Annotated in this window: 17 protein-coding genes; 11 read left to right on the forward strand and 6 right to left on the reverse strand. The window is 70.9% G+C overall.

Annotation, left to right across the window (positions count from 1 at the left end):
* Window positions 1-45: 45 nt before the first annotated feature.
* Both ACVDFE_RS38025 and pnuC read right to left on the reverse strand, forming a co-directional pair.
* A complete protein-coding gene (locus ACVDFE_RS38025) occupies window positions 46-1,131 on the reverse strand; it encodes a M14 family metallopeptidase (protein ID WP_458433811.1) in 1,086 nt (361 codons plus the stop codon).
* On the reverse strand, window positions 1,128-1,739 hold the full coding sequence (gene pnuC, locus ACVDFE_RS38030; RefSeq protein WP_458434464.1) for a nicotinamide riboside transporter PnuC: 612 nt from the start codon (window positions 1,737-1,739) through the stop codon (window positions 1,128-1,130). The genes ACVDFE_RS38025 and pnuC overlap by 4 nt, the downstream gene beginning before the upstream one ends.
* Before the next feature lie 67 nt (window positions 1,740-1,806).
* Here pnuC and ACVDFE_RS38035 point away from each other — a divergent pair, with 67 nt between their 5' ends.
* The gene (locus tag ACVDFE_RS38035; protein ID WP_458433812.1) at window positions 1,807-2,916 is read left to right on the forward strand and encodes a phytase; all 1,110 of its coding nucleotides are present in this window, start codon (window positions 1,807-1,809) and stop codon (window positions 2,914-2,916) included.
* On the forward strand, window positions 2,904-3,941 hold the full coding sequence (locus ACVDFE_RS38040) for a winged helix DNA-binding domain-containing protein (protein WP_458433813.1): 1,038 nt from the start codon (window positions 2,904-2,906) through the stop codon (window positions 3,939-3,941). Before ACVDFE_RS38035 ends, ACVDFE_RS38040 begins: the two co-directional genes overlap by 13 nt.
* Window positions 3,942-4,136: 195 nt before the next feature.
* On the opposite strand, the gene ACVDFE_RS38045 is transcribed toward ACVDFE_RS38040, so the two are convergent.
* From ACVDFE_RS38045 to ACVDFE_RS38055, 3 genes are all read right to left on the reverse strand, one after another.
* The gene (locus ACVDFE_RS38045) at window positions 4,137-5,195 is read right to left on the reverse strand and encodes a glucose-1-phosphate thymidylyltransferase (protein ID WP_360397259.1); all 1,059 of its coding nucleotides are present in this window, start codon (window positions 5,193-5,195) and stop codon (window positions 4,137-4,139) included.
* Between the two features lie 142 nt (window positions 5,196-5,337).
* A complete protein-coding gene (locus tag ACVDFE_RS38050; protein ID WP_458433814.1) occupies window positions 5,338-6,108 on the reverse strand; it encodes a mechanosensitive ion channel family protein in 771 nt (256 codons plus the stop codon).
* A gap of 215 nt (window positions 6,109-6,323) precedes the next feature.
* Complete coding sequence (locus tag ACVDFE_RS38055) at window positions 6,324-7,886, reverse strand: alpha/beta hydrolase (protein ID WP_458433815.1); 1,563 nt, start codon at window positions 7,884-7,886, stop codon at window positions 6,324-6,326.
* A 126-nt stretch (window positions 7,887-8,012) separates the two neighbouring features.
* On the opposite strand from ACVDFE_RS38055, the gene ACVDFE_RS38060 reads away from it, so the two are divergent.
* The 5 genes from ACVDFE_RS38060 (at window position 8,013) to ACVDFE_RS38080 (ending at window position 12,828) form a co-directional block, all read left to right on the forward strand.
* The gene (locus ACVDFE_RS38060) at window positions 8,013-9,227 is read left to right on the forward strand and encodes a PucR family transcriptional regulator (RefSeq protein ID WP_458433816.1); all 1,215 of its coding nucleotides are present in this window, start codon (window positions 8,013-8,015) and stop codon (window positions 9,225-9,227) included.
* A gap of 194 nt (window positions 9,228-9,421) precedes the next feature.
* On the forward strand, window positions 9,422-10,351 hold the full coding sequence (locus ACVDFE_RS38065) for an ACP S-malonyltransferase (RefSeq protein ID WP_360397251.1): 930 nt from the start codon (window positions 9,422-9,424) through the stop codon (window positions 10,349-10,351).
* Entirely contained in the window at window positions 10,348-11,325 is a 978-nt protein-coding gene (locus ACVDFE_RS38070; RefSeq protein ID WP_458433817.1) for a beta-ketoacyl-ACP synthase III, read from the forward strand. Before ACVDFE_RS38065 ends, ACVDFE_RS38070 begins: the two co-directional genes overlap by 4 nt.
* A gap of 34 nt (window positions 11,326-11,359) precedes the next feature.
* Complete coding sequence (locus tag ACVDFE_RS38075; protein ID WP_360397247.1) at window positions 11,360-11,596, forward strand: acyl carrier protein; 237 nt, start codon at window positions 11,360-11,362, stop codon at window positions 11,594-11,596.
* Window positions 11,593-12,828: a beta-ketoacyl-[acyl-carrier-protein] synthase family protein gene (locus ACVDFE_RS38080; RefSeq protein WP_360397245.1), complete on the forward strand. Its 1,236-nt coding sequence runs from the start codon at window positions 11,593-11,595 to the stop codon at window positions 12,826-12,828. Before ACVDFE_RS38075 ends, ACVDFE_RS38080 begins: the two co-directional genes overlap by 4 nt.
* A gap of 193 nt (window positions 12,829-13,021) precedes the next feature.
* Here the strand turns inward: ACVDFE_RS38080 and ACVDFE_RS38085 are convergent, their stop codons facing one another.
* The gene (locus ACVDFE_RS38085) at window positions 13,022-13,588 is read right to left on the reverse strand and encodes a hypothetical protein (RefSeq protein ID WP_360397243.1); all 567 of its coding nucleotides are present in this window, start codon (window positions 13,586-13,588) and stop codon (window positions 13,022-13,024) included.
* Window positions 13,589-14,189: 601 nt separating this feature from the next.
* Here ACVDFE_RS38085 and lanKC point away from each other — a divergent pair.
* The 4 genes from lanKC to ACVDFE_RS38105 all read left to right on the forward strand — a co-directional run bounded on the left by lanKC (window position 14,190) and on the right by ACVDFE_RS38105 (window position 20,441).
* Window positions 14,190-16,757: a class III lanthionine synthetase LanKC gene (gene lanKC / locus ACVDFE_RS38090; RefSeq protein WP_458433818.1), complete on the forward strand. Its 2,568-nt coding sequence runs from the start codon at window positions 14,190-14,192 to the stop codon at window positions 16,755-16,757.
* Window positions 16,758-16,796: 39 nt separating this feature from the next.
* On the forward strand, window positions 16,797-16,961 hold the full coding sequence (locus tag ACVDFE_RS38095; protein WP_154697009.1) for a SapB/AmfS family lanthipeptide: 165 nt from the start codon (window positions 16,797-16,799) through the stop codon (window positions 16,959-16,961).
* A 142-nt stretch (window positions 16,962-17,103) separates the two neighbouring features.
* Window positions 17,104-18,723 (forward strand): ABC transporter ATP-binding protein, encoded by a 1,620-nt coding sequence (locus tag ACVDFE_RS38100; RefSeq protein WP_458433819.1) that lies wholly within the window; start codon window positions 17,104-17,106, stop codon window positions 18,721-18,723.
* On the forward strand, window positions 18,723-20,441 hold the full coding sequence (locus ACVDFE_RS38105; protein WP_458433820.1) for an ABC transporter ATP-binding protein: 1,719 nt from the start codon (window positions 18,723-18,725) through the stop codon (window positions 20,439-20,441). Before ACVDFE_RS38100 ends, ACVDFE_RS38105 begins: the two co-directional genes overlap by 1 nt.
* Window positions 20,442-20,455 lie beyond the last annotated feature (14 nt).

A 20,455-nucleotide genomic window follows, 5' to 3' on the forward strand; every position in this document is an offset into this window, starting at 1 on the left:
CGCGGGCGTCGAGGAGCAACGGGATGAGCGCGCGGGCCTCCTGCTTCAGCGGCACGATGCGGTCGCCGCCGCGCAGGTACTGCGACTTGATGCCGTGCAGTTCAAGCTGTCGCGGTACTCCGAGTACTGGGCGCCGGTCACGACGTAGCCGCACGGCGGGGTGGCCAGCACGTCCGAGGGGTCCGGGGCCTGGTTGTCGGCGCCGCCGAAGTACACCGGCCCGGACCGCACGGCACGCGAGGCGGCGTTGGCGGACTCGATGGCCGAGCGGTTCTCGCGGACGAACGACCGGGTGCCGTCGAGGGCCTTCAGGTGCGAGTCGACGCGGAACGCCGGGGTGCCGTCGGCGTTCGTCTCGACCAGCAGGCCCATGCCGTGCTTGAGGCCGCCGGTGTTGCGCAGGATGCGTTCCTGGCCGTCGCCCGCGACCTGGCGGATCGGCTCACCGGTCACCGGGTCGACGTAGATGCCGTAGACACCGGAGGTGCGGCCGGCTGCCTCGACCGACGGGCGGACGTACGAGCGGGACAGCGTCTCGGACAGGTCGTGCACGCCGGGGGCGACGTTGAGGTTGCGCGGCCACAGCCAGAGGACGTCCTTCACGTAGTACGGCGCGGTCGGGCCGAACTCGTGCAGGTCGTGGATGACGTCGGGCTGGAAGTCGCGGATCACGGCGGCCATCGCGCGGGCCTCGGCGGTGCGCAGCAGCAGGTGGTCGCGGTTGACGTCGATGCCGGAGGAGTTGCCCCGCGTGTCGAGGGCGCGGCCGTCGGGGTTGGCGTTCGGGACGAACAGGTAGGTCACCGGGCCGGTGCGCGGCAGGGAGCGCATGCGGATGAGGCACGCCTCGCGGCCCGCCGGCTCGTCGCCGTGCTGGGAGCAGATGAACAGCACCACGGTGCGGGCCGAGGCGGGGCCGACCCGCACGAGCTGCACGGGACGGCCCTGCAGGGTGGTGCCGATCCGGGTGAGCGGCAGGCCCAGCGAGCGCAGGTAGGCCTGTTCCTCGGACTCGGTGGTCCACCTGCCGGTGAGCTCGAACCCGGTGCGCGGCTCAGGAGCCGCCGCGGCGGTGGCCGGGACGGTGACCAGCAACGACAGTGCGGCGAGTAACGCGATCAGTCCCCTCATAGGGGAGACTTTGCCGCCTGTGTCAACCGGCGGGCGGTGCGGTTCCAGTCGATGAAACCGTGGACCACCAGGCCCGCGAAGATCACGTAGACGAACGCGCTGAAGTACAGGCCCGACTGGACCTGCAGCGGCACGCCGACCGCGTCGACCACCAGCCACACCAGCCAGAACTCCACCAGCCCCAGGCCCTGCAGCGCGAACGCGAGCACGGTGCCGACGAAGATCGCGGCGTCCGGCCACGGCGCCCACGAGGCGTCCAGCGCGTCCAGGAGCAGCGCGAACGCGACCGTGCCCACGACGAAGACGCCGGCGACGACACCGCGTTCGAGCCAGGAGCCCTTGCGCACCACGACGCCGAACACCGGGTCACGCCGGCGCACCCACGCGTACCAGCCGTAGAGCGCGATCAGCCCGACGACGACCTGCCGCGTGGCCAGCCCGCCCAGGTGCGAGGACAGGTAGACCGTGAACAGCAGCGCCACCGAGACGAGCTGAACCGGCCAGGTCAGGAGTGAACGGCGCTGCGCCAGGAAGACGACGGCGAGTGCCAGCACCTGCCCGACCAGCTCGGTGTACGCGATCTTCTGCCCGAAGATCGTCAGTCCCATCTCGTACCACACGGCTTGTTCCCCCGTGGTTCAGTCGCCGTATACCGGTGTTTCCTACCTTGCCACCATGTCATCCTCCTTAGCACTGGCGCTCGTGCCTTTGTTCCTCACTCCGGCCGCGACGCCGGTCATCACACCGACGGTGGTCACCCGGACGTTCGAGGAACCCGCCGACGCGGACGACCCGGCCATCTGGGTGAACCCGCGCGACCCGGAACGCAGTGTGGTGCTGGGCACGCTCAAGGAAGGCGGCCTGGCGGCGTTCGACCTGAACGGCCGCACGATCGGCGTGAGCCCGGCACCGCTGCCGCCGTCACCGGGGGCCAAGCCCGGCCGGTACAACAACGTCGACGTGCTCGGGAACCTCGCGTTCGTGAGCGACCGGGGGCGCGACCGCATCCGGGTGTTCCAAGTGGACGAACGCGGTGCGAGGGACGTCACGGCCCCGGCGACCAGGCCGGTGTTCGCGAAGACCGAGGCCGAGGTCGAGGAGCAGCGCACCGCCTACGGCCTCGCGGCGGGCCGGGTGCACGGCACGGACGTCGTCGTCACCAGCCGCCGCAACGAGACGAGCATCGCGCTGCTGCACGTCGTCAGGGGCGCGCGGTACGACACCCGCAAGGTGTCCACCCTGGAGCTGCCGGACACCTTCACCCTGCCCGACGGCACGCGCTGGACGGTCTGCGGCGAGCCCGGTGAGGGCCCGCAGGTCGAGGGCATGGTCGTCGACGAGGCCACCGGCACCCTCTACGCAGCCCAGGAGGACGTCGGGATCTGGCGCATCCCGTTGCGCGCCAACGGTTTCGGCACGCCACAGCTCGTCGACAGGGTCCGCGCGTTCGGCGCGCCGCAGAAGTACGACCCGGCGACCGAGGAGTGCGTGGCCGACGGCCCGGACCCCGGCTTCGGCGGCAGGTGGCTCGAAGCCGACGCCGAGGGGCTCGCGATCGCCGGTGACGTGCTGCTCGCCTCCAGCCAGGGCGACTCCCGGTTCGTCGTGTACCGCAAAGCCGACATGAAGCCGCTCAAGGACTTCCGGGTCGAGGACGTCGAGCACTCCGACGGCGCCGACGTCGTGCTCGGCAAGCTGAACCTGCTCGTCGTCCACGACGGGGAACGCGAGAACGGCACCGGATTCGCCTTCGTCCGGCATAACCTGTCCCGATGGGGACTTTGAGCCAGGACGCGCTCAACAGGGCACTGATCGAACGCCAGCTGCTGCGCGAGCGCGCCGAGACGAGCGCGCTCGCCACGATCGAGCACCTCTTCGGCGTCCAGGCGCAGGAACCGAAGTCGCCCTACGTCGGCCTGTGGAGCAGGGTCGAGGGTTTCCGGCCCGCCGAGCTCGAAGACCTGCTCACCGGTCGCCAGGCCGTCCGCATGCTGCTCATGCGCGGCACGATCCACCTGGTCAGCGCACGGGACGCGCTCGGACTGCGCCCGCTCACCCAGCTCAAGCTCGACCGCGAGCTGCGGAGCGGCCCGTTCGCGAAACGGCTGCGGGGCCTCGACTTCGACGAGATCGCCGAGGCCGGCCGCGAGATCCTCGACGACACCGCCATGGGCACCGCCGACGCCGGCAAGCTGCTGCAGGCGCGCTGGCCCGACCGCGAGCACACCGTCCTGGGCAACGTCCTGCGCAACAAGCTCGCCCTCGTCCAGGTCCCGCCCCGTGGCCTCTGGCACACCAGCGGGAGGGCGGTCTGCACGACCGTCGAGAACTGGCTCGGGCAGCCGCAGCGGGCCGTGCCGCGCACCGAGCTGGTCCTGCGCTACCTGCGGGCGTTCGGTCCGGCGACCGTCATGGACGCCCAGCAGTGGTCGGGAACCACCCGGCTCGGCGAGGTCTTCGAACAGCTGCGGCCACAGCTCGTGACGTTCCGCACCGAAGCGGGCAAGGAGCTCTTCGACCTGCCCGACGCCCCACGCCCCGGCGCGGACACCGAGCTGCCGGTGCGGTTCCTGCCCGAGTTCGACAACATCCTGCTCGCCCACGCCGACCGCCGCAGGGTCATCGCCGACGACCGGCTCGGCGTCGTCATCGGCGGCAAGCCCACCGTCCTCGTCGACGGCTACGTCGTCGCCACCTGGTCGATCGGCAAGGACTGCGGCGTCACCGTCGACTACCTCGACCGGATGCCGAAGAGCCGGCAGAAGGCGGTCGACCAGGAGGCCGACCGCCTTCGCGACTGGCTGTGCTGACCCCCTTGACGAGAGCATCTGCAAGTACCACCAACACATGATCAAATCGCCGCCGACTACCACCAACCTGTTCGTCGTCTAACGAACCAGCCCTGTGTCCACGGGTGGCCGGCGGCGCTGTTGGCAGTAGAAAAGTGCTGGTTGACATTGAGTTGGTGGTACTTGCAGATGCCGGGAGAGGCAGGGGTGAGCTGGTCAGGCGGCGGCCACGTCCACGTGTGCGCCGTCACCGACGACCAGCCGGTGGCGGCCCGCCGACCCGACCCGTGCGCGGCGCCCGATCAGCGACGTCTCGATGCCGGACACGTTGTGCACCGACGCCTCGCTGAGCACGATCGAGTCGGCCACGCCGGACTCGGTGATCCGGCAGTCCGCGCCGATCGACACGTACGGGCCGATGATCGACTCCTCGACCAGCGTGCCGGGACCGATGATCGCGGGCCCGACGATGCACGACCGCACCACGCGCGCGCCCTCCTCCACCACGACGTCACCGATGAGCCGCGACTCGTCGTCGACGATGCCCTGGACGTCGCCGCGCAGCCCCATCAGCAGCTCGCGGTTGCACTCCAGCACGTCCTCGACCTTGCCGGTGTCCTTCCAGAACCCGGAGTAGATCCGCGCTCGCACGTCGCGCTCGTGCGTGACGAGCCACTGCAGGGCGTCGGTGATCTCGAACTGGCCGCGCCACGACGGCTCGATCGAGTCGATCGCGACGTGGATCGCGGGCGTGAAGAAGTAGACGCCGATCATCGCGAGGTCGCTGCGCGGCTCCCGCGGGTGCTCGATCAGCCGCGTCACGCGCGAGTTCTCGTCGACCTCCGCCACGCCGTACAGGCGCGGGTCCTCCACCTTGTCCACGAGCACCTGGGCGGACGGCCGCAGCCGCGCGAACTCGTCGGCGATCTGCCCGATGCCGTCGGTGAGGACGTAGTCCCCCAGGTACAGCACGAAGTCGTCGTCGCCGAGGAACGGCCGGGCGATCTTCACGCAGTGCGCGACGCCCAGCGCGAAGTCCTGGTCGAGGTAGGTGAGCGAGACCCCCAGCACGGCGCCGTCGCCGAACATCTCGATGATCTCGCTGCCGTTCTCGCCGACGACGACACCGATCTCGGTGATGCCGATGTCGCGCAGGTTCTCCAGCACGTACTCCAGCACCGGTTTGTTCGCGATGGGCACCAGTTGCCTCGGCAGCGGGTACCCGGCCGGGCGCATCCGCGTCCCCGCACCTCCGGACAGCACAAGAGCTTTCATGGGTCCTCCACCGCGGCAGCGGGTAGTTCGGGTGGGGACGAGCGTCGGGCCGCGCGCTGGACGACAGCTGGAGAACGGTCAGAACACGAGGAAGGGGCCCCGCGCGTGATGTTTGCGCGGGGCCCCTTCCAGCAGGTGGGACCTACCGGTCGGACATCGGCGTGCCCGACGGCGGGGTGGGGGCGTCACCCATCCGGCCGCTGACGTTCGCCGGCACCTCCTGCGACGCGCGCGGCATCGGCGACCGGGTCTGCGCCTCCTCCTGCACGCGGTTCAGCCAGCCCTCCCAGCGCGCCTGCATCGGGCGGACCAGACCGCCGCCGACACCGATGATGACCACACCGGCCACGGTGGCGAGCACGGCGACGAGCACCGGCATGGTCACCGAGACGGCGATGCCGAGCTGGTTGAGCGCGGCGATGACGCCCAGCGCGATCACGAAGCCGTAGGTGATGTTGCCCAGCAGCCGGGTGTACGAGCGCTGGCCCAGCGCACCGGTGACCAGGCCGCGCAGGGCGGTGCCGATCGCCGACGCGACGATCACCAGCACCAGTGCGACGACGATGCGCGGCAGGTACGCGATGACCTCGTTCAGCAGCGTGCTGACCGGGTTCGAGGCGCCGAAGACGCCGAACGCCAGCTGCAGCGCGATCAGCAGCACGAAGTAGTACACGATCTTGGCGATCAGGCCGGTCGCGTCCATGGACGACTGCTTCAGCGCACCGGTCAGGCCGGAGCGCTGCACGAGCTTGTCGAAGCCGACGCGCTTCAGCAGGAAGCCCACGCCCTTCGAGAGCGCCTTGGCGATGAACCAGCCGATGACCAGGACGAGCAGGAAGCCGAGCAGCTTCGGCACGAACGTGGCCACCATCGCCCACGCCTGGCCCAGGCCCTCGGTGATTTGCGAGCCCACGGGCCCTCCTAGAACGAAGTTGCGGTGAGTGAAGCTCCGACCAGGTGATCGTTTCGCGGATCACACCACTCAGCAACAGCGACACTGTGACACGAAAGGGTGGCTGACGTGGATTTTTGTCGTAATACCGTCCAGAGTGGAACTACCGGTGGGGACCGGGGAGAGGGAAGCGCCCGACACGCTCCGTGTCGGGCGCTTCCACATTTCCGGGTCTCCTACGGGAGGGCGCTCAGGCCCCGGCCGTCCAGGTACTGCTGGATGTGCTCGGCCGACAGCGCGGGTGCCTCCGCCGTGGTTCCCGACCCGTCCTTCGGCACGTTCGGGCGCGGGTCGCCCAGGCACTCGGAGCTGCTGCCGGGCAGGGCGCCGTCGATCAGGTACCGGTTGACCTTCCGGTCGACACAGGTGTTGCCGCCGTTGTAGAGGCCGTGCTTGCCCTCGTCGAGGACGGTGATCAGGTTGTGCCCGAGCCGCCTCGCCATCGCCGGGCCGCCGGCGTACTGCGTCTGCGTGTCGCCCTCCGCCTGCACGACGATGCCGACCGGGTAGCCCGCACGCGCGAGCCGCACCGGCGGCTCCGGCGGGGTGAACGAGCGGAACGTGCAGGTCATCGGTGCCGCGCGGATGATGCCGTAGCCGTACGGGTAGCGCTCGCGGAACGTGCGCATGTCCTCGTAGTAGGTGTCCAGGTCCGTCGGCCAGTCGGACTCGCAGGTCACCGTGTCGAACACGCCCGAGCGCAGCTCCTGCAGCCCGGTCCTGGCCAGCAGCTGGGCGGCCTGGGCACCCTGGGCGTTCGCGGGCTGGTCGCCCGACCTCAGCTTCGCCACGATGTCGGCCAGGTCTGTCCACAGAGGACGGTAGCGGGACCCGACGCCCATGGCGCCGTCGAACGACGACCGCGTGTGGCCTTCGACCGGCGTGGCGTGCAGCTTCGCGGCGACCGACTCCACCGCGGCCAGCACCTCGGCCGGGGACTTGCCGAGCGCGAACTTCTCGTTGCGCTCCGCCACCCACGCCGCCCACGCCTCGGCGTCGCGCCGGTAGGCCACCGCCTGCTGGCGGAACTGCTCGTGCCAGATCCACTCCGGGTGCACGGCGCTGTCGAGGACGCTGCGGTCGAGCCGGTCCGGGAACAGCGTCCCGTACACCGCGCCCAGGTACGTGCCGTAGGAGTAGCCCAGGTAGTTGATCTTCGGCTCGCCGAGCACCGCGCGCACGAGGTCCATGTCCCGCGCGGTGTTCGGGGTGCTGACGAACTGCCTGATCCCGCCGGCGGAGCGCTGGCAGGCCTCCTCCGCCTCGCGCGCCTCGGCCGCCCACTTGCCGAACTCGGAGTCCGCGGGCCGGGACTCGGGCTCGGCGATCGCGGGCGCGGTGCGGCAGTTCAGCGCGGTCGAGCCGCCGACGCCGCGCGGGTCGATGCCGATCAGGTCGTAGACCTGCACGAGGTCGGACTTGGCCAGGAACTGCGGCAGGCCGAGCCCGGACCCGCCAGGTCCACCCGGATTGGTGAACAGGACACCGCGGCGGCGCTCCGGTGCCGTGGCCCTCTTGCGGCTGACCGTCAGGTTGATCCGGTCGCCGCCCGGCCTGGTGTAGTCGAGCGGCGCGACGAGCGTCGCGCACTCCAGCTCGGTCAGCTTTCCCGTGCACGGCGCCCACTTCACCGGTTGGGCGACGAGCTCGGCCAGTGGGTCGGGCGGGTCGGCGGACGCGGCCGTGCCCACGGCCATGACCGCGACGACCCCGAGGGCGAGTGCCGGGTACCTGTGCAAGACGAAACCTCCGCGCCGGACGAACTGAAGACCATCTGGTGCCCGAAGGTATGGCCGCTCAGGCGCCGCCACGGGTTTGTGTCACCTGTTCCGGTGATGTCCGCCGCCACGGCATAGGCTGCGGACATGACCAGCAGCCCGACTTCCGAGAACACGAAGGAGGAGGTGCACCCTCCGGTCCTGTCGCCGCGCACGATGCGCAAGATCGAGCGCGCGTCCGGCAACCTCGCCACCGCGAGCGTCGCCGAGATGGAGCGGCGCCTGCCGTGGTTCGCGCGGATGCCGGCGGACCAGCGGGCGAGCGTGCTGCTGCTGATCCAGAACGGCGTGGCCGGGTTCGTCGAGTGGCTGCACGACCGGCAGCAGGCGATCCGGCTGACCGCGGACGCGTTTCGCAGCGCCCCCAAGGACATCTCCCGCTGGGTGAGCCTCCGCCAGACCGTCGAGCTGGTCCGGATAGCGCTGGAGCTGTTCGAGGAGCAGATGCCGGCGATGGCCGCAGACGAGACCGAGCGCGCGCTGCTGATGGAGGGCGTGCTGCGGTACGGCCGGGAGATCGCGTTCTCCGCCGCCACCTCGTACGCGACGGCGGCCGAGGCGCGCGGTGCGTGGGACGCCCGGCTGGAGGCACTGGTCGTGGACGGCATCGTGCGCGGTGATCCGGAGGAGTCGCTGCTGTCGCGGGCCGCCGCGCTGGGCTGGGACCCGGGGGCAGAGGCGACCGTGCTGGTCGGCAACCCCGGCGGGGAGGACCCGCCGACGATCGTCTACTCGGTGCGCAGCAAGGCGGCGCGGGCGAGCCGCCCGGTGCTGCTCAGCGTGCAGGGCTCGCGGCTGGTGGTCGTGCTCGGCGGGCCGACCGACACCGGTGAGGACGTGCTGGGCCGCATCGCCGAGGGCTTCGGCGAGGGCCCGGTGGTGGCGGGACCGACCGTGTCGTCGCTGTCCGAGGCGCACCGCAGCGCCAGCGACGCGCTGAGCGGGTTGCGCGCGGTCGTCGGCTGGCCCGCGGCGCCCCGGCCGGTGCGGTCGCTCGACCTGCTGCCCGAACGCGCGCTGGCTGGCGATCCCGAGGCGGAGTGGCAGCTGGTCGACCGGGTGGCGCGGCCGCTGGAGGACGCCGGCGGTGCGCTGCTGGAGACCGTGGACGCGTTCCTGGAGGTCGGCGGCGTGCTGGAGACGTGCGCGAAACGGTTGTTCGTGCACCCGAACACGGTCAGATATCGCCTTCGGCGCGTTCAGGAAATGACGGGAAGAAATGCACATGACGCTCGAGACGCACTTGTGCTTCGCGTCGCTTTGTCTGTAGGGCGACTTGCCCGCTCCCGGGGGCTGTGGTAACCCGCCTCCTGTGACGGAGTTCGCACACATCCGGTGGAGTGAGGGCCAAACGACCTGGTACCCCGCTGAGCTGCGGTGACGTCACGCCCGGCGCATCGCGAGGACACTTTTGTAGGGTCTCTACAAATACGATCGCCGTACTTCGTCCTTTCCGGCATGGGGCGCCGGCGGGGCGACCGGCTTTAGTAATCGACGTGATCGCACTCCTCGCGCCCGGCCAAGGGTCCCAGACGCCCGGCATGCTCACCCCCTGGCTCGAACTGGAGGGGGCGGAGAAGCAGGTGCGGACGTGGTCGGACCTCACCGGTCTCGACCTGGTGCGGCTCGGCACCACCGCGGAGGCCGAGGAGATCGTCGACACCGCCATCACCCAGCCGCTGGTCGTGGCGCTCGCGCTGCTCGCGTTCGGTGAGCTGCGCCGCCGCCTCGAACTGCCCGCCGACGTCGTCGTCGCGGGCCACTCGGTCGGCGAGCTGGCCGCCGCGTCGATGGCCGGCGTGATCAGCGCCGATGACGCCGTCGCCCTGGCCGCCGTGCGCGGTCGTGCGATGGCCGAGGCGTGCGCGCTGGAGCCGACCGGCATGGCCGCGGTGCTCGGCGGCGACGAGCCGGAGGTCCTCGCCCGCCTGGAGGAGCTCGGTCTCGTGCCCGCCAACCGCAACGGCGCGGGCCAGATCGTCGCCGCCGGTCCGCGGACCGCGCTGGACGAGCTCGCGGAGAACCCGCCGAGCACGTCGAAGGTCCGCAAGCTGGCCGTCGCGGGCGCGTTCCACACCCGGTACATGGCGCCCGCCGAAGAGGCCGTGCGCGCCCGTGCCGCCGAAGTCGTCACGCAGGACCCGTCGCTGCCGCTGCTGTCCAACAAGGACGGCGCCGTCGTCACCGAGGGCGCCGAGGTGCTGCGCCGCCTGGTGTCCCAGGTCACCAGCCCGGTGCGCTGGGACGTCTGCCAGGCCACCCTCGTCGAGAAGGGCGTCACCGGTTCCGTCGAGCTGCCGCCGGCCGGCGCGCTCACGGGTCTGGCCAAGCGTGCGATGAAGGGCACCGCCACCCTCGCCCTGAAGACGCCCGACCAGCTGGAGAAGGTCGCTGAGCTCTTCGTCACCGCGGGAGAGACTCAGTGACGACCTTCGAGGCCCCGCAGGCTGCCGCGGGCAGCCGCATCCTCGGTCTCGGCAGCTACCAGCCGGAGACCGTGGTGAGCAACCACGACCTCGCCCAGCGCATGGACACCTCCGACGAGTGGATCCGCGAGCGCGTCGGCATCGCCAACCGCCGGGTCGCGGCGAAGGACGAGGGCGTCGTCGACATGTCCGTCATCGCGGGCACCAAGGCGATCGAGGACGCGGGCCTGACGCCGGAGGACATCGGCGGCGTGATCGTGGCGACGTGCACCATGCCGTCGACCATCCCGAACGCCGCCGCCCAGGTCGCCACGAGGATCGGCATCCAGGCAGCGGCCGCGTTCGACCTCAACGCCGCGTGCGCGGGCTTCTGCTACGCCGTCGCGACCGCGGCGGACATCGTCCGCGCCGGCACCGTGCGCAACATCCTCGTCATCGGCGCGGAGAAGCTCACCGACTGGACCCACCAGGACGACCGCTCGACCGCGATCATCTTCGCGGACGGCGCGGGTGCCGTCGTGGTCGGCGCCGGTGACGCGAACGAGATCGGCCCCGTCGCCTGGGGCTCGGACGGTTCCATGTCCGAGGTCATCAGGATCGACGACCGCGACTCGTTCATCCACCAGGAGGGCCAGGCGGTCTTCCGGTGGGCGACGACGCAGGTCGCCCCGGTGGCGATCCGCGCAGCCGAACTGGCGGGTGTCGAACTGTCCGACGTGGACGTGTTCGTCCCGCACCAGGCGAACCTCAGGATCATCGAAGCGATCGCCAAGCGCCTGCGCAAGAATGGTGCGCGCGAGGACCTGAAGGTCGCTCGAGACATCGTCGAATCCGGTAACACCTCCTCGGCCTCGATCCCCATGGCACTGGACCACATGCGGTCGGCGGGCGAGATCTCCAGCGGAGACGTGGTGCTGATGGTCGGGTTCGGCGCAGGACTGTCCTACGCGGGACAGGTGGTCCGGTGCCCGTGATTTTCCAGAGTGTGTCAATCGAAAGGGAACTTCAGTGAGCGACAACGTCCTGACCGGTCTTGCCGAGATCGTCGAAGAGGTCGCCGGTGTGGCCGCCGACGACGTCACCGCTGACAAGTCCTTCGTGGACGACCTCGACATCGACTCGCTGTCGATGGTCGAGATCGCCGTCCAGGCCGAGGACAAGTTCGGTGTGAAGATCCCGGACGACGAGCTGGCGAACCTCAAGACCGTTGGTGATGCGGTGGATTACATCACCAAGAACGCATGAGTTCGAACATCGACGTCGTCATCACCGGGCTGGGTGCCACCACCCCGCTCGGTGGTGACGTGACGTCCACCTGGGACGCGTTGCTGGCAGGCAGGTCCGGGGTCAGCCCCATGACCCACGACTGGGTCGAGAAGTACGACCTGCCGGTGAAGATCGCGTCGCAGCTCGTCGTCGACCCCACCGAGGTCCTGCCCCGCGTCGAGGCGCGGCGCCTGGACCGTTCGGAGCAGGTGGCCATCGTCGCCTCGCGCCAGGCGTGGGCCGACGCGGGCCACGACGACGACACCGTCGACCGCGAGCGCCTCGCCGTCATCATCGGCACGGGCATCGGCGGCGCGATCACCCTCCTGACCCAGGACGACCTCCTGGAGCAGCACGGCCTGCGCAAGGTGTCGCCGCTGACCGTCCCGATGCTGATGCCGAACGGCCCGGCCGCGCACGTGGGCCTGGAGCTCAAGGCGCAGGCGGGCGTGCACGCACCGGTCTCGGCCTGCGCGTCCGGGGCGGAAGCCATCGCCTGGGCCTACCGCATGATCAAGGCCGGCGAAGCCGACGTGGTCGTGGCGGGCGGCGCGGAAGCCTGCATCACCGCCATCCCGGTGGCCGGCTTCTCCCAGGCCCGCACCATGAGCACCCGCAACGACGAGCCGGAGAAGGCCTCGCGCCCGTTCGACACGGCCCGCGACGGCTTCGTCCTCGGCGAGGGCGCGGGCGTCATGGTCCTGGAACGGCGCGAGTTCGCCGAGGCCCGCGGCGCCAAGATCTACGGCCGCCTGGCGGGCATCGGCACCTCCGCCGACGGCTACCACATCACCGCCCCCGACCCCGAGGGCGTCGGTCAGTCGCGTGCCATCGCCGCATCCCTGCGGTCCGGCGGCATCGACCCGTCCGACGTCGGTCACGTGAACTGCCACGCCACCTCCACCCCGGTGGGCGACGTGGCGGAGACCGTGGCCGTCCGCAAGGCCATCGGCGACCACCCGGTCCTCACCGCCCCCAAGGGCGCCCTCGGGCACCTGCTGGGCGCGGCGGGCGCGGTGGAGGCGATCATCACCGTCCTGTCGATCCGCGACGGCATCGTTCCCCAGACGCTGAACCTGGAGAACCTGGACCCCGCGGTCACGCTGGACGTGGTGGCCGGTGAGCCCCGCAAGATCAAGCTCGACGCCGCCGTGAACGACTCGTTCGGCTTCGGCGGTCACAACGTGGCACTGGCCTTCACCTCGGTCTAGTTCCCGCTGTGCGCAGCGCCCCGGTCCGCTTCGGCGACCGGGGCGCTGCCGTTTCTCGGCTTAGGCCAGTGGCGGCCGGTGGGTGGGCAAGCGCGAGCCGGTGGCACTCGCGGACGTGTTGCCGGGCCGGCGGGAGCCGTCGGGCGGCCGAGTCAGCGGGAACCCTCGAACGGTGGAGGTCGGCGACGAGCCGCTAGCACCGCTCCATCTGCGGCGTCCGGTTCTCCGGGGCCTCGTCCACCCGCCATTCCCCGCCCTCCCGCACCACCACGTACACGACCCGCCACCGGATGCACCCCTCCGGCAACGCGACGGGGGCCTTGGCGACGTCCTGCGTGGACACGAACGAGATGAGCGCCCGCACCCGCCGCCCGACCACGTCGGACTCGATGCGCTGCACGACCACACCACCGTCGCGGGTGGTCTCGTAGGCGGCCCGCCACGTCTCCTCGACCGCCTGGGACGCGCGGCGGGAGGACACCGCGGCCGACCAGGCCCGGAAGTCGCGGGCGTTGATGGCGTCGAAGTACCGCTGCAGCACCGACTGCACCTGCTGGCGGTCGGGGTGGGTGAACGAGTCCGCGCTGAGCCGCACCTCCGGCGATCCGGGCAGCTGCCCTGCGGAGGAGGCGACGGCGGGTTCTCCCGAGGCCTCCGCAGGGCGCAGGTACACGGCCCTGCCCACCATTCCGGCCGCGACGGCCGCACCGGTGATCACCACGACGGCCGGCACCAGCCAGCGACTCGCTGCGCTCCCCACCAGGGAAGCCTAGACCCCGCGCACCGGGGGTGGTCCCGTGCCGCACGCACCCGGTGCTCCGTTACACCGGAAAGAAAGATTCACTCGAAAAGTTGAGATTGTGTCGTGATCAGCGGTTGCATGTGGCAAGACAATGATTGGCACATAAAAAGCTGATGACCAATCCCATACTCCGAATGAGTTCCTTCGGGGGTAACCCTACCGCCATTCGGCCGCATCAAACGCGCATATGTCGCGATTTTCGGCTTCACCCGGACAGCCCAAGGGACACGGGCCGTGTCCGACCGTTGCCCACCCCTAACTATACGTCGCGAACCGTGTGGAATACCGCAGGTCAGCGCTTCGCAATTAAAAGAACGCGCTGGTGCCGTTTAGCGAGGTGCCCAGCAAGCGAAGCTGACTCATCGATCAGAAACCTCTCAACCGGGTGATCTGGCTCCAAACCTCTTTACTCTGAGCAACATACGCGCCGGTAACCCCGGGTCTTTCGGACACGAACGGGTTACCCATATGCCCCCAATGGCGGATTGGCCATAGCTTCGAAAATGTGCGGGAATATGCGGCGTCAACGGAATTGCGAAACAGTGAGGGAGGTAATTCGGTGGATCTCAGATACGAGGCGTTCTGCTTCGCGGATCGACGGTTCTACGATCTGCAGAGCAGCACCGAAAGCGGCCTCCCGGGCGATGACTTCGCGCACCAGCTGCCCGCTCTTCCGGACGGCTGGGTGCAGGCCGAGCGCAACGTCTGGCGGCACCTGCACCCGCACGGGGTGCAGCTGCCGAAGCAGGGGTGGAAGATCCACGTCTCGGCCGGCCTGGACAACGCGACCGCGGTGCTCAAGGCGACCTTCGACTACTGCGTCGAGCGGCGGATCCCGTTCAAGTACCTGCAGACCGTCTCGATCGTGCTGGCGCGCAACTCGAAGTACGCGCCCCGTGAGGGCAGCGGCAAGCTCATCACGATCTACCCGACGAGCACGGAGCAGCTGGAGCAGGTCCTGACCGAGCTCGCTGCAGTGCTCGACGGGCAGCACGGCGCGTACATCCTCAGCGACCTGCGCTACGGCAAGGGGCCGCTGTACGTGCGCTACGGCGGGTTCTCCGAGCAGTGGCTCGAGGTCGACGGGCAGCAGGTGCTCGCGATCGAGGGGCCGGACGGCGAGCTCGTGGCCGACCAGCGCAAGCCGGTGTTCAGCCTGCCGGAGTGGGTGGAGCTGCCGGAGTTCCTGGCGCCGCACCTCGCGGAGCGCAACGCCGGTGACCCGGAGAAGTTCCCCTACCGGATCAAGAGCTCGCTGCACTTCTCCAACGGTGGCGGCGTGTACCTCGCGACCCGCAAGAGCGACGGCAGGGAGGTCGTCCTCAAGGAGGCGCGGCCGCACGCCGGGCTCGACCGCGAGGGGCGCGACGCGGTGGCACGGCTGGAGCGCGAGTACGAGGTGCTCACCCGGCTCGCCGGCGTGCGGGGCGTTCCCGCGGTGTACGACCGCTTCACCGAGTGGGAGCACCTGTTCGTCGCCATGGAGTTCATGCCAGGCCGGTCGCTCGGCCAGTGGCTGGGGATGAACTACCCGTTGACGCACAAGGAAGCCGGCGACGAGAAGGTCACCGCTTACCGGGACCGCGCGCTCTCCCTCGTGCGCAAGGTCGAGGACCTGGTGGCGCGGGTGCACGAACGCGGCGTCGTCTTCGGCGACCTGCACACCATGAACGTCCTGGTCGACGAGGACGACGAGGTCTCGCTGATCGACTTCGAGCTGTCGTCGACGATCGAGGACCTGCACCGGCCGACGCTCGGGGCCCCCGGCTTCCAGGCACCGGCCGACCGCGACGGCTTCGACATCGACGCCTACCCGCTGGCCGCGCTCAAGCTGTGGATCTTCCTGCCGCTCAACGCGGTCCTGGAGCTCTCACCCGCGAAGCTCGACCAGCACGTGCGGGTGGTGCGGGACCGCTTCGGGCTCGACGACGAGTACTGCCGGGGCATCGTCGACGTCCTCCGGCCGCGGGTCGACCCGCCGGCGGATCCGGCGTTCACCGCGTTCGACGACGAGGAACCGGACTGGACGCTGGTGCGCAAGGAGATCGCGACCGCGATCCTGCACAGCGCCACCCCGCAGCGGAAGGACCGGCTGTTCCCCGGCGACATCGAGCAGTTCGAGGTCGGCGGAGCCGGGTTCGCCTACGGCGCGGCGGGTGTGCTGCACGCGCTCGACGTGAGCGGCGAGGGCCGGTACCCCGAGCACGAGGACTGGCTGATCGCGTCGGTCCGCAGGGAACCGCCCAAGCAGCCCGGGTTCTACGTCGGCGCGCACGGCATCGCCCACGTGCTGGAGAACTTCGGCCACCACGACCTCGCGGCCGAGCTGGTCGAGAGCTACGCGCCGCTCGTCGCGACCACGCAGGACCACGGGCTGAGCGCCGGCCTGTCCGGCATCGGGCTCAACCTGCTGCACTTCGCCGACTCCCGGCACGACCACGGTTTCGCGGAGCAGGCCGAGGTGCTGGCCGAACGGCTCGCGCGGCAGCTCGCCGACGCACCGGGTCCCGGTGGCAAGGCGCGGGCGGGACTGCTGCACGGCTGGTCCGGTCCGGCGCTGTTCTTCCTGCGGATGTTCGACCGCACCGGCGAACACCGCTGGCTCGACCTCGCCGAGCAGGCGCTCGAACGCGACCTGGCGGAGACGATGGTCGCGCTCGACGGTTCGCTGCAGGTGCGGGACGGCAACTTCCGGTCGCTGCCCTACGTCGGCATCGGCGGTGCGGGCATCGCGCTCGTGCTCACCGAGCTCGCCGCCATCGCACCGGAACGCCCGTGCGTCGAGCAGCTCCCCGGCCTGCTCGACGCCTGCACCAGCGAGTTCGTCATCCAACCGGCGTTGACGCTGGGCAGGGCCGGTCAGCTGGCCACCCTCGCCCACGCGACGCGCCACCGCCCGGACGAGCGGTACGAGCGCTCGATCCGGCAGCACCTGCGGGCACTGGGCTGGCACGCCGTGCGCTTCGGCGGCGGGCTCGCGTTCCCCGGTGTGCAGCTGCGCCGGATGTCGATGGACCTCACCACCGGCGGTGCGGGCGTCCTGCTCGCCATCGCGTCCACTGTGGACGGCCGCGCTCCCCTCCCCTTCCTGGGGAGGACCCAGACCCCGGTCCTCGCGGACCGGTAGCAGTGATCCAGCAAGATCCCTCTTAGCAAGGAGACCGTCATGGGCTTCATCCTCGACATGCAGGACCTCGAGACCCCCGAGGCGCCGGCCAACGTGCTGGCGGGCGGCGGCTCCGGCGGCGGTGGCGGCGGTTCGACCACCGCGTCCAACGCCTCGCTGCTGCTCCCCTGCTCGCACAGCACCGTCAGCCTGCTGGCCTGCTGAGCTGTTCCACAACTGAGCTACCCCGGCCGATGAGCGGCATAGGCGAAGTATGCCGCTCATCCGCCACCTGCAGGGCCCGGCAGCCGGCCAGCTGTCGGGCCCTCGCTCATGATGCGCCCTGACGCCCTCGGGAGGAACAGCGATGACCAAACCCGGTGACGCTCTGCTGTTCTCCACCGTCAAGCGCGACTACCGGCCGTGGCTGCTGCTCCTCAACGCCGCGGTCACCACCGCCGCCGGTCTGCTGCTGCCGGCCGCGCTGGCCGGTGCCGTCGACATGGCGCTGGGCGGGCGGTTCGTGCTCGCGACGATCCTGTTCCTGCTGGTGCTGGCCGCGGTCGAAATCGTCGGCGACGCGATCGGGATCGTGCTCGCGGCGAGCATCACCGCCCGCGGCACCGCGTGGTTGCGCCACCGGCTGTCCCGGCAGCTGCTCACGATCGGTCACCCCGCGCCGTTCGCCCACGGCGACGCCGTCAGCCGCGTCACGGGTGACTGCGGCAACGCGGGCGGTGTCGCCGTCACGGTCATCGGCCTGCTCGTCAGCGTCGTGTCGTCGGTGGGCTCGGTCGTCGCGCTGGCGCTGCTGGACTGGCGGCTCGCCGCGGTGTTCCTGGTCAGCGCCCCGCTGGCGGGCCTGCTGATCCGCACCCACCTGCGCCTCACCGCCGACGACGTGCTGACCTACCAGGAGGTCTCCGGCGAGGTGTCGGCCCGGCTGCTCGACTCCGTGTCCGGCCTGCGCACGATCTCCGCCGCCGGTCTCGCCGACCGCGAGACGCGCCGCGTGCTGCAGCCGCTCCCCCGGCTCGCCGCGGCGGGCGCCGGGATGTGGCGCACCCAGGCCAGGATGATGTGGCGAGCCGGGCTCCTGTTGCCCGCCGTGGAGGTCGCGGTGCTCGCGGCCGCCGGGTTCGGGGTGCTGCAGGGCAGGCTGAGCGCCGGTGACGTGCTCGCCGCCCTCGGCTACGCCGCGCTGGGCATGGGGATCGTCGGCCAGATCACCCAGCTCACCGTGCTGGAACGCACCCGCGCCTCCGCCGGCCGGATCGCCGAGGTGCTCGACACCCCGCCACCGCACCGCCCCTTCGCCCGCGCCCCCCGCGACGGGGCACTCGAACTGCGCGGTGTCAGCGTCGACGGCGCGCTCCACGACGTCGACCTCGTCGTCCCGGCCGGCGCGTTCTGCGCGGTCGTGGGCAGCTCCGGCGCGGGCAAGTCCGCGCTGGCCGCCGTGCTCGGCGGACTGTCCCCAGTGGACTCCGGTGAGGTCGCGCGGTCCGGCGACGTCGGGTACGCCTTCGAGCGCCCCGCTTTGCTGGGCACCACGATCGGTCGTTCGATCGCCTACGGAACGGACGCGGACGAGGCGCGGGTCCGCGCCGCCGCCGTCGCCGCCCAGGTGCACGACGTGCTGGTGCGGCTGCCTCACGGGTATGAGACGCCGGTCGCCGACACCCCGCTGTCCGGCGGTGAGGCGCAGCGGATAGGCCTGGCGCGTGCGATCGTGCGCGACCCCGAGGTACTCGTGCTGGACGACGCCACCGCCAGCCTGGACACCGTCACCGAGGCCAGGGTGGACGACGCGCTCACCACCGCGCTGCCCGGCCGCACCCGCGTCGTCGTCACGCACCGGCCGGCGACGGCGGCCCGCGCGGACCTGGTGGTGTGGCTGGAGAACGGCCGGGTGCGCGCGACCGGCACCCACCAGGGGCTGTGGGACGACCAGGAGTACCGCGCCGTGTTCACCGGGGGCGAGTGATGCGCTTCTACCTCTCCACGCTGGCCGGGCACCGCCGCGGCGTGCTCGTCCTGCTCGCCTGGTCCGCACTGGAGGGCATCCCGGCGTTCTTCGGCGGCAAGCTCGTCGGCACCGCCGTGGACAGCGGGTTCGCCGCGGGCCGCCCGGTGGCCGGGCTGCTGTGGCTGCTCGCGTTCGCCGCGCTCGCCGTCGCCGGCGCGCTCGGTCAGCGCCAGGTGTTCGCCCGGCTCGGCGATGTCGTCGAGCCCATGCGCGACGCCCTGGTCACGCAGGTCGTCAAGGGCGTGCTGAACAACCGGACGCACCGCCGCACCCCGGACGCCAGCGCCGTCGCGATGATCACCCGTCACGTCGAGGTGGTCCGCGACGCCACCGCCGGCGTGCTCGTGCAGGCCCGCGCGCTGCTGGTCACCACGGTCGCCGCGCTCGTCGGGCTCGCCACGACCGCGGCCGCGCTGGTCTGGCTCGTCGTCCTGCCGATCGTCGCGGCGCTGGTGCTGTTCGGGTTCCTGCTGCCGTCACTGGCGAAACGGCAGCGCAACGCGGTCATGGCCGAGGAACGCACCGCGGAGGCGACCGGCGGGGTGCTCACCGGGCTGCGCGACGTCGCCGCGTGCCGGGCCGAGCAGGAGGCGTTCGCGGACGTCCGGGCGCAGGTCGACGAGCAGGCGGCGGCGACGGTCGCGGTGGCCTGGGCGAACGCCCTGCGGGCCACCGTGATCGCTCTCGGCGGCTTCGCACCGGTCGTGCTGCTCGTCGCGTTCGCACCGCCGCTGGTGGCGTCCGGTCAGCTCACCACCGGCGCGGTGCTGGCGGCGGTCGTCTACCTGACCAACAGCGTCAACCCGGCGCTGCACGGCCTGGCCCGCACCACGAGCACCGTCGTGATGCGGCTGATGGTCGCACTCAAACGACTTCAGGAGGCGGCGCCGCGGCAGACCGGCGACGACGGCGTGGAGGTGCCCGTCAGCTGTGAGTTCACCCTCAGGGACGTCACGTTCGGCTGGAGCCCGGACGCCGTGCCGGTGGTGAAGGACCTGAACCTGTGCATCGGACCGGGCGACCACCTGGCCGTCGTCGGGCCGTCGGGCATCGGCAAGTCCACTGTGGCCGGTCTGCTCACCGGTCTGATGCCACCGGACCGGGGCGAGGTGCTGTTCGGCGGGCGGCCGGTGGACCGGGTGGTGCCGTCGGTCCGGCACCAGGCGATCGCGCTGATCCCGCAGGAGACCTACCTGTTCACCGGGACCGTGCGCGAGAACCTCGCCCTGCTGGCGCCGCAGGCCACCGACGCCGAGCTCCTCGCGGCGGTGAAAAGCGTTGGGGCCAAACCACTTCTTGACCGGCTGGGCGGTCTGGACGCACGGCTGGGCCACGCGGGCGAAGGGCTGTCCGCCGGAGAGGCGCAGCTGCTCGCGCTGGCACGGGTCCACGCGACGCCGGCGGCGGTGGTGATCCTCGACGAGGCGACCTCGCACCTGGACCCGGCGGCGGAGGCGCGGGTGGAGCGCGCGTTCGCGGCCAGGAAGGGCGTCCTCGTGGTGATCGCACACCGGCTGAGCTCGGCGTTGCGGGCGGACCGGGTGCTGGTCATGGACGGTGGCGCGCCTCTTCTGGGCACGCACGAGCAGCTTCTGGAGACCTCGCCGACCTACGGCAGGCTGATGCTCGCCTGGGACCCCACCCACCAGGAGCGAACCCCGCTGCCCAACCGGTAGCGGGGTCCACTCAG

It is taken from the genome of Lentzea chajnantorensis, assembly GCF_054300775.1.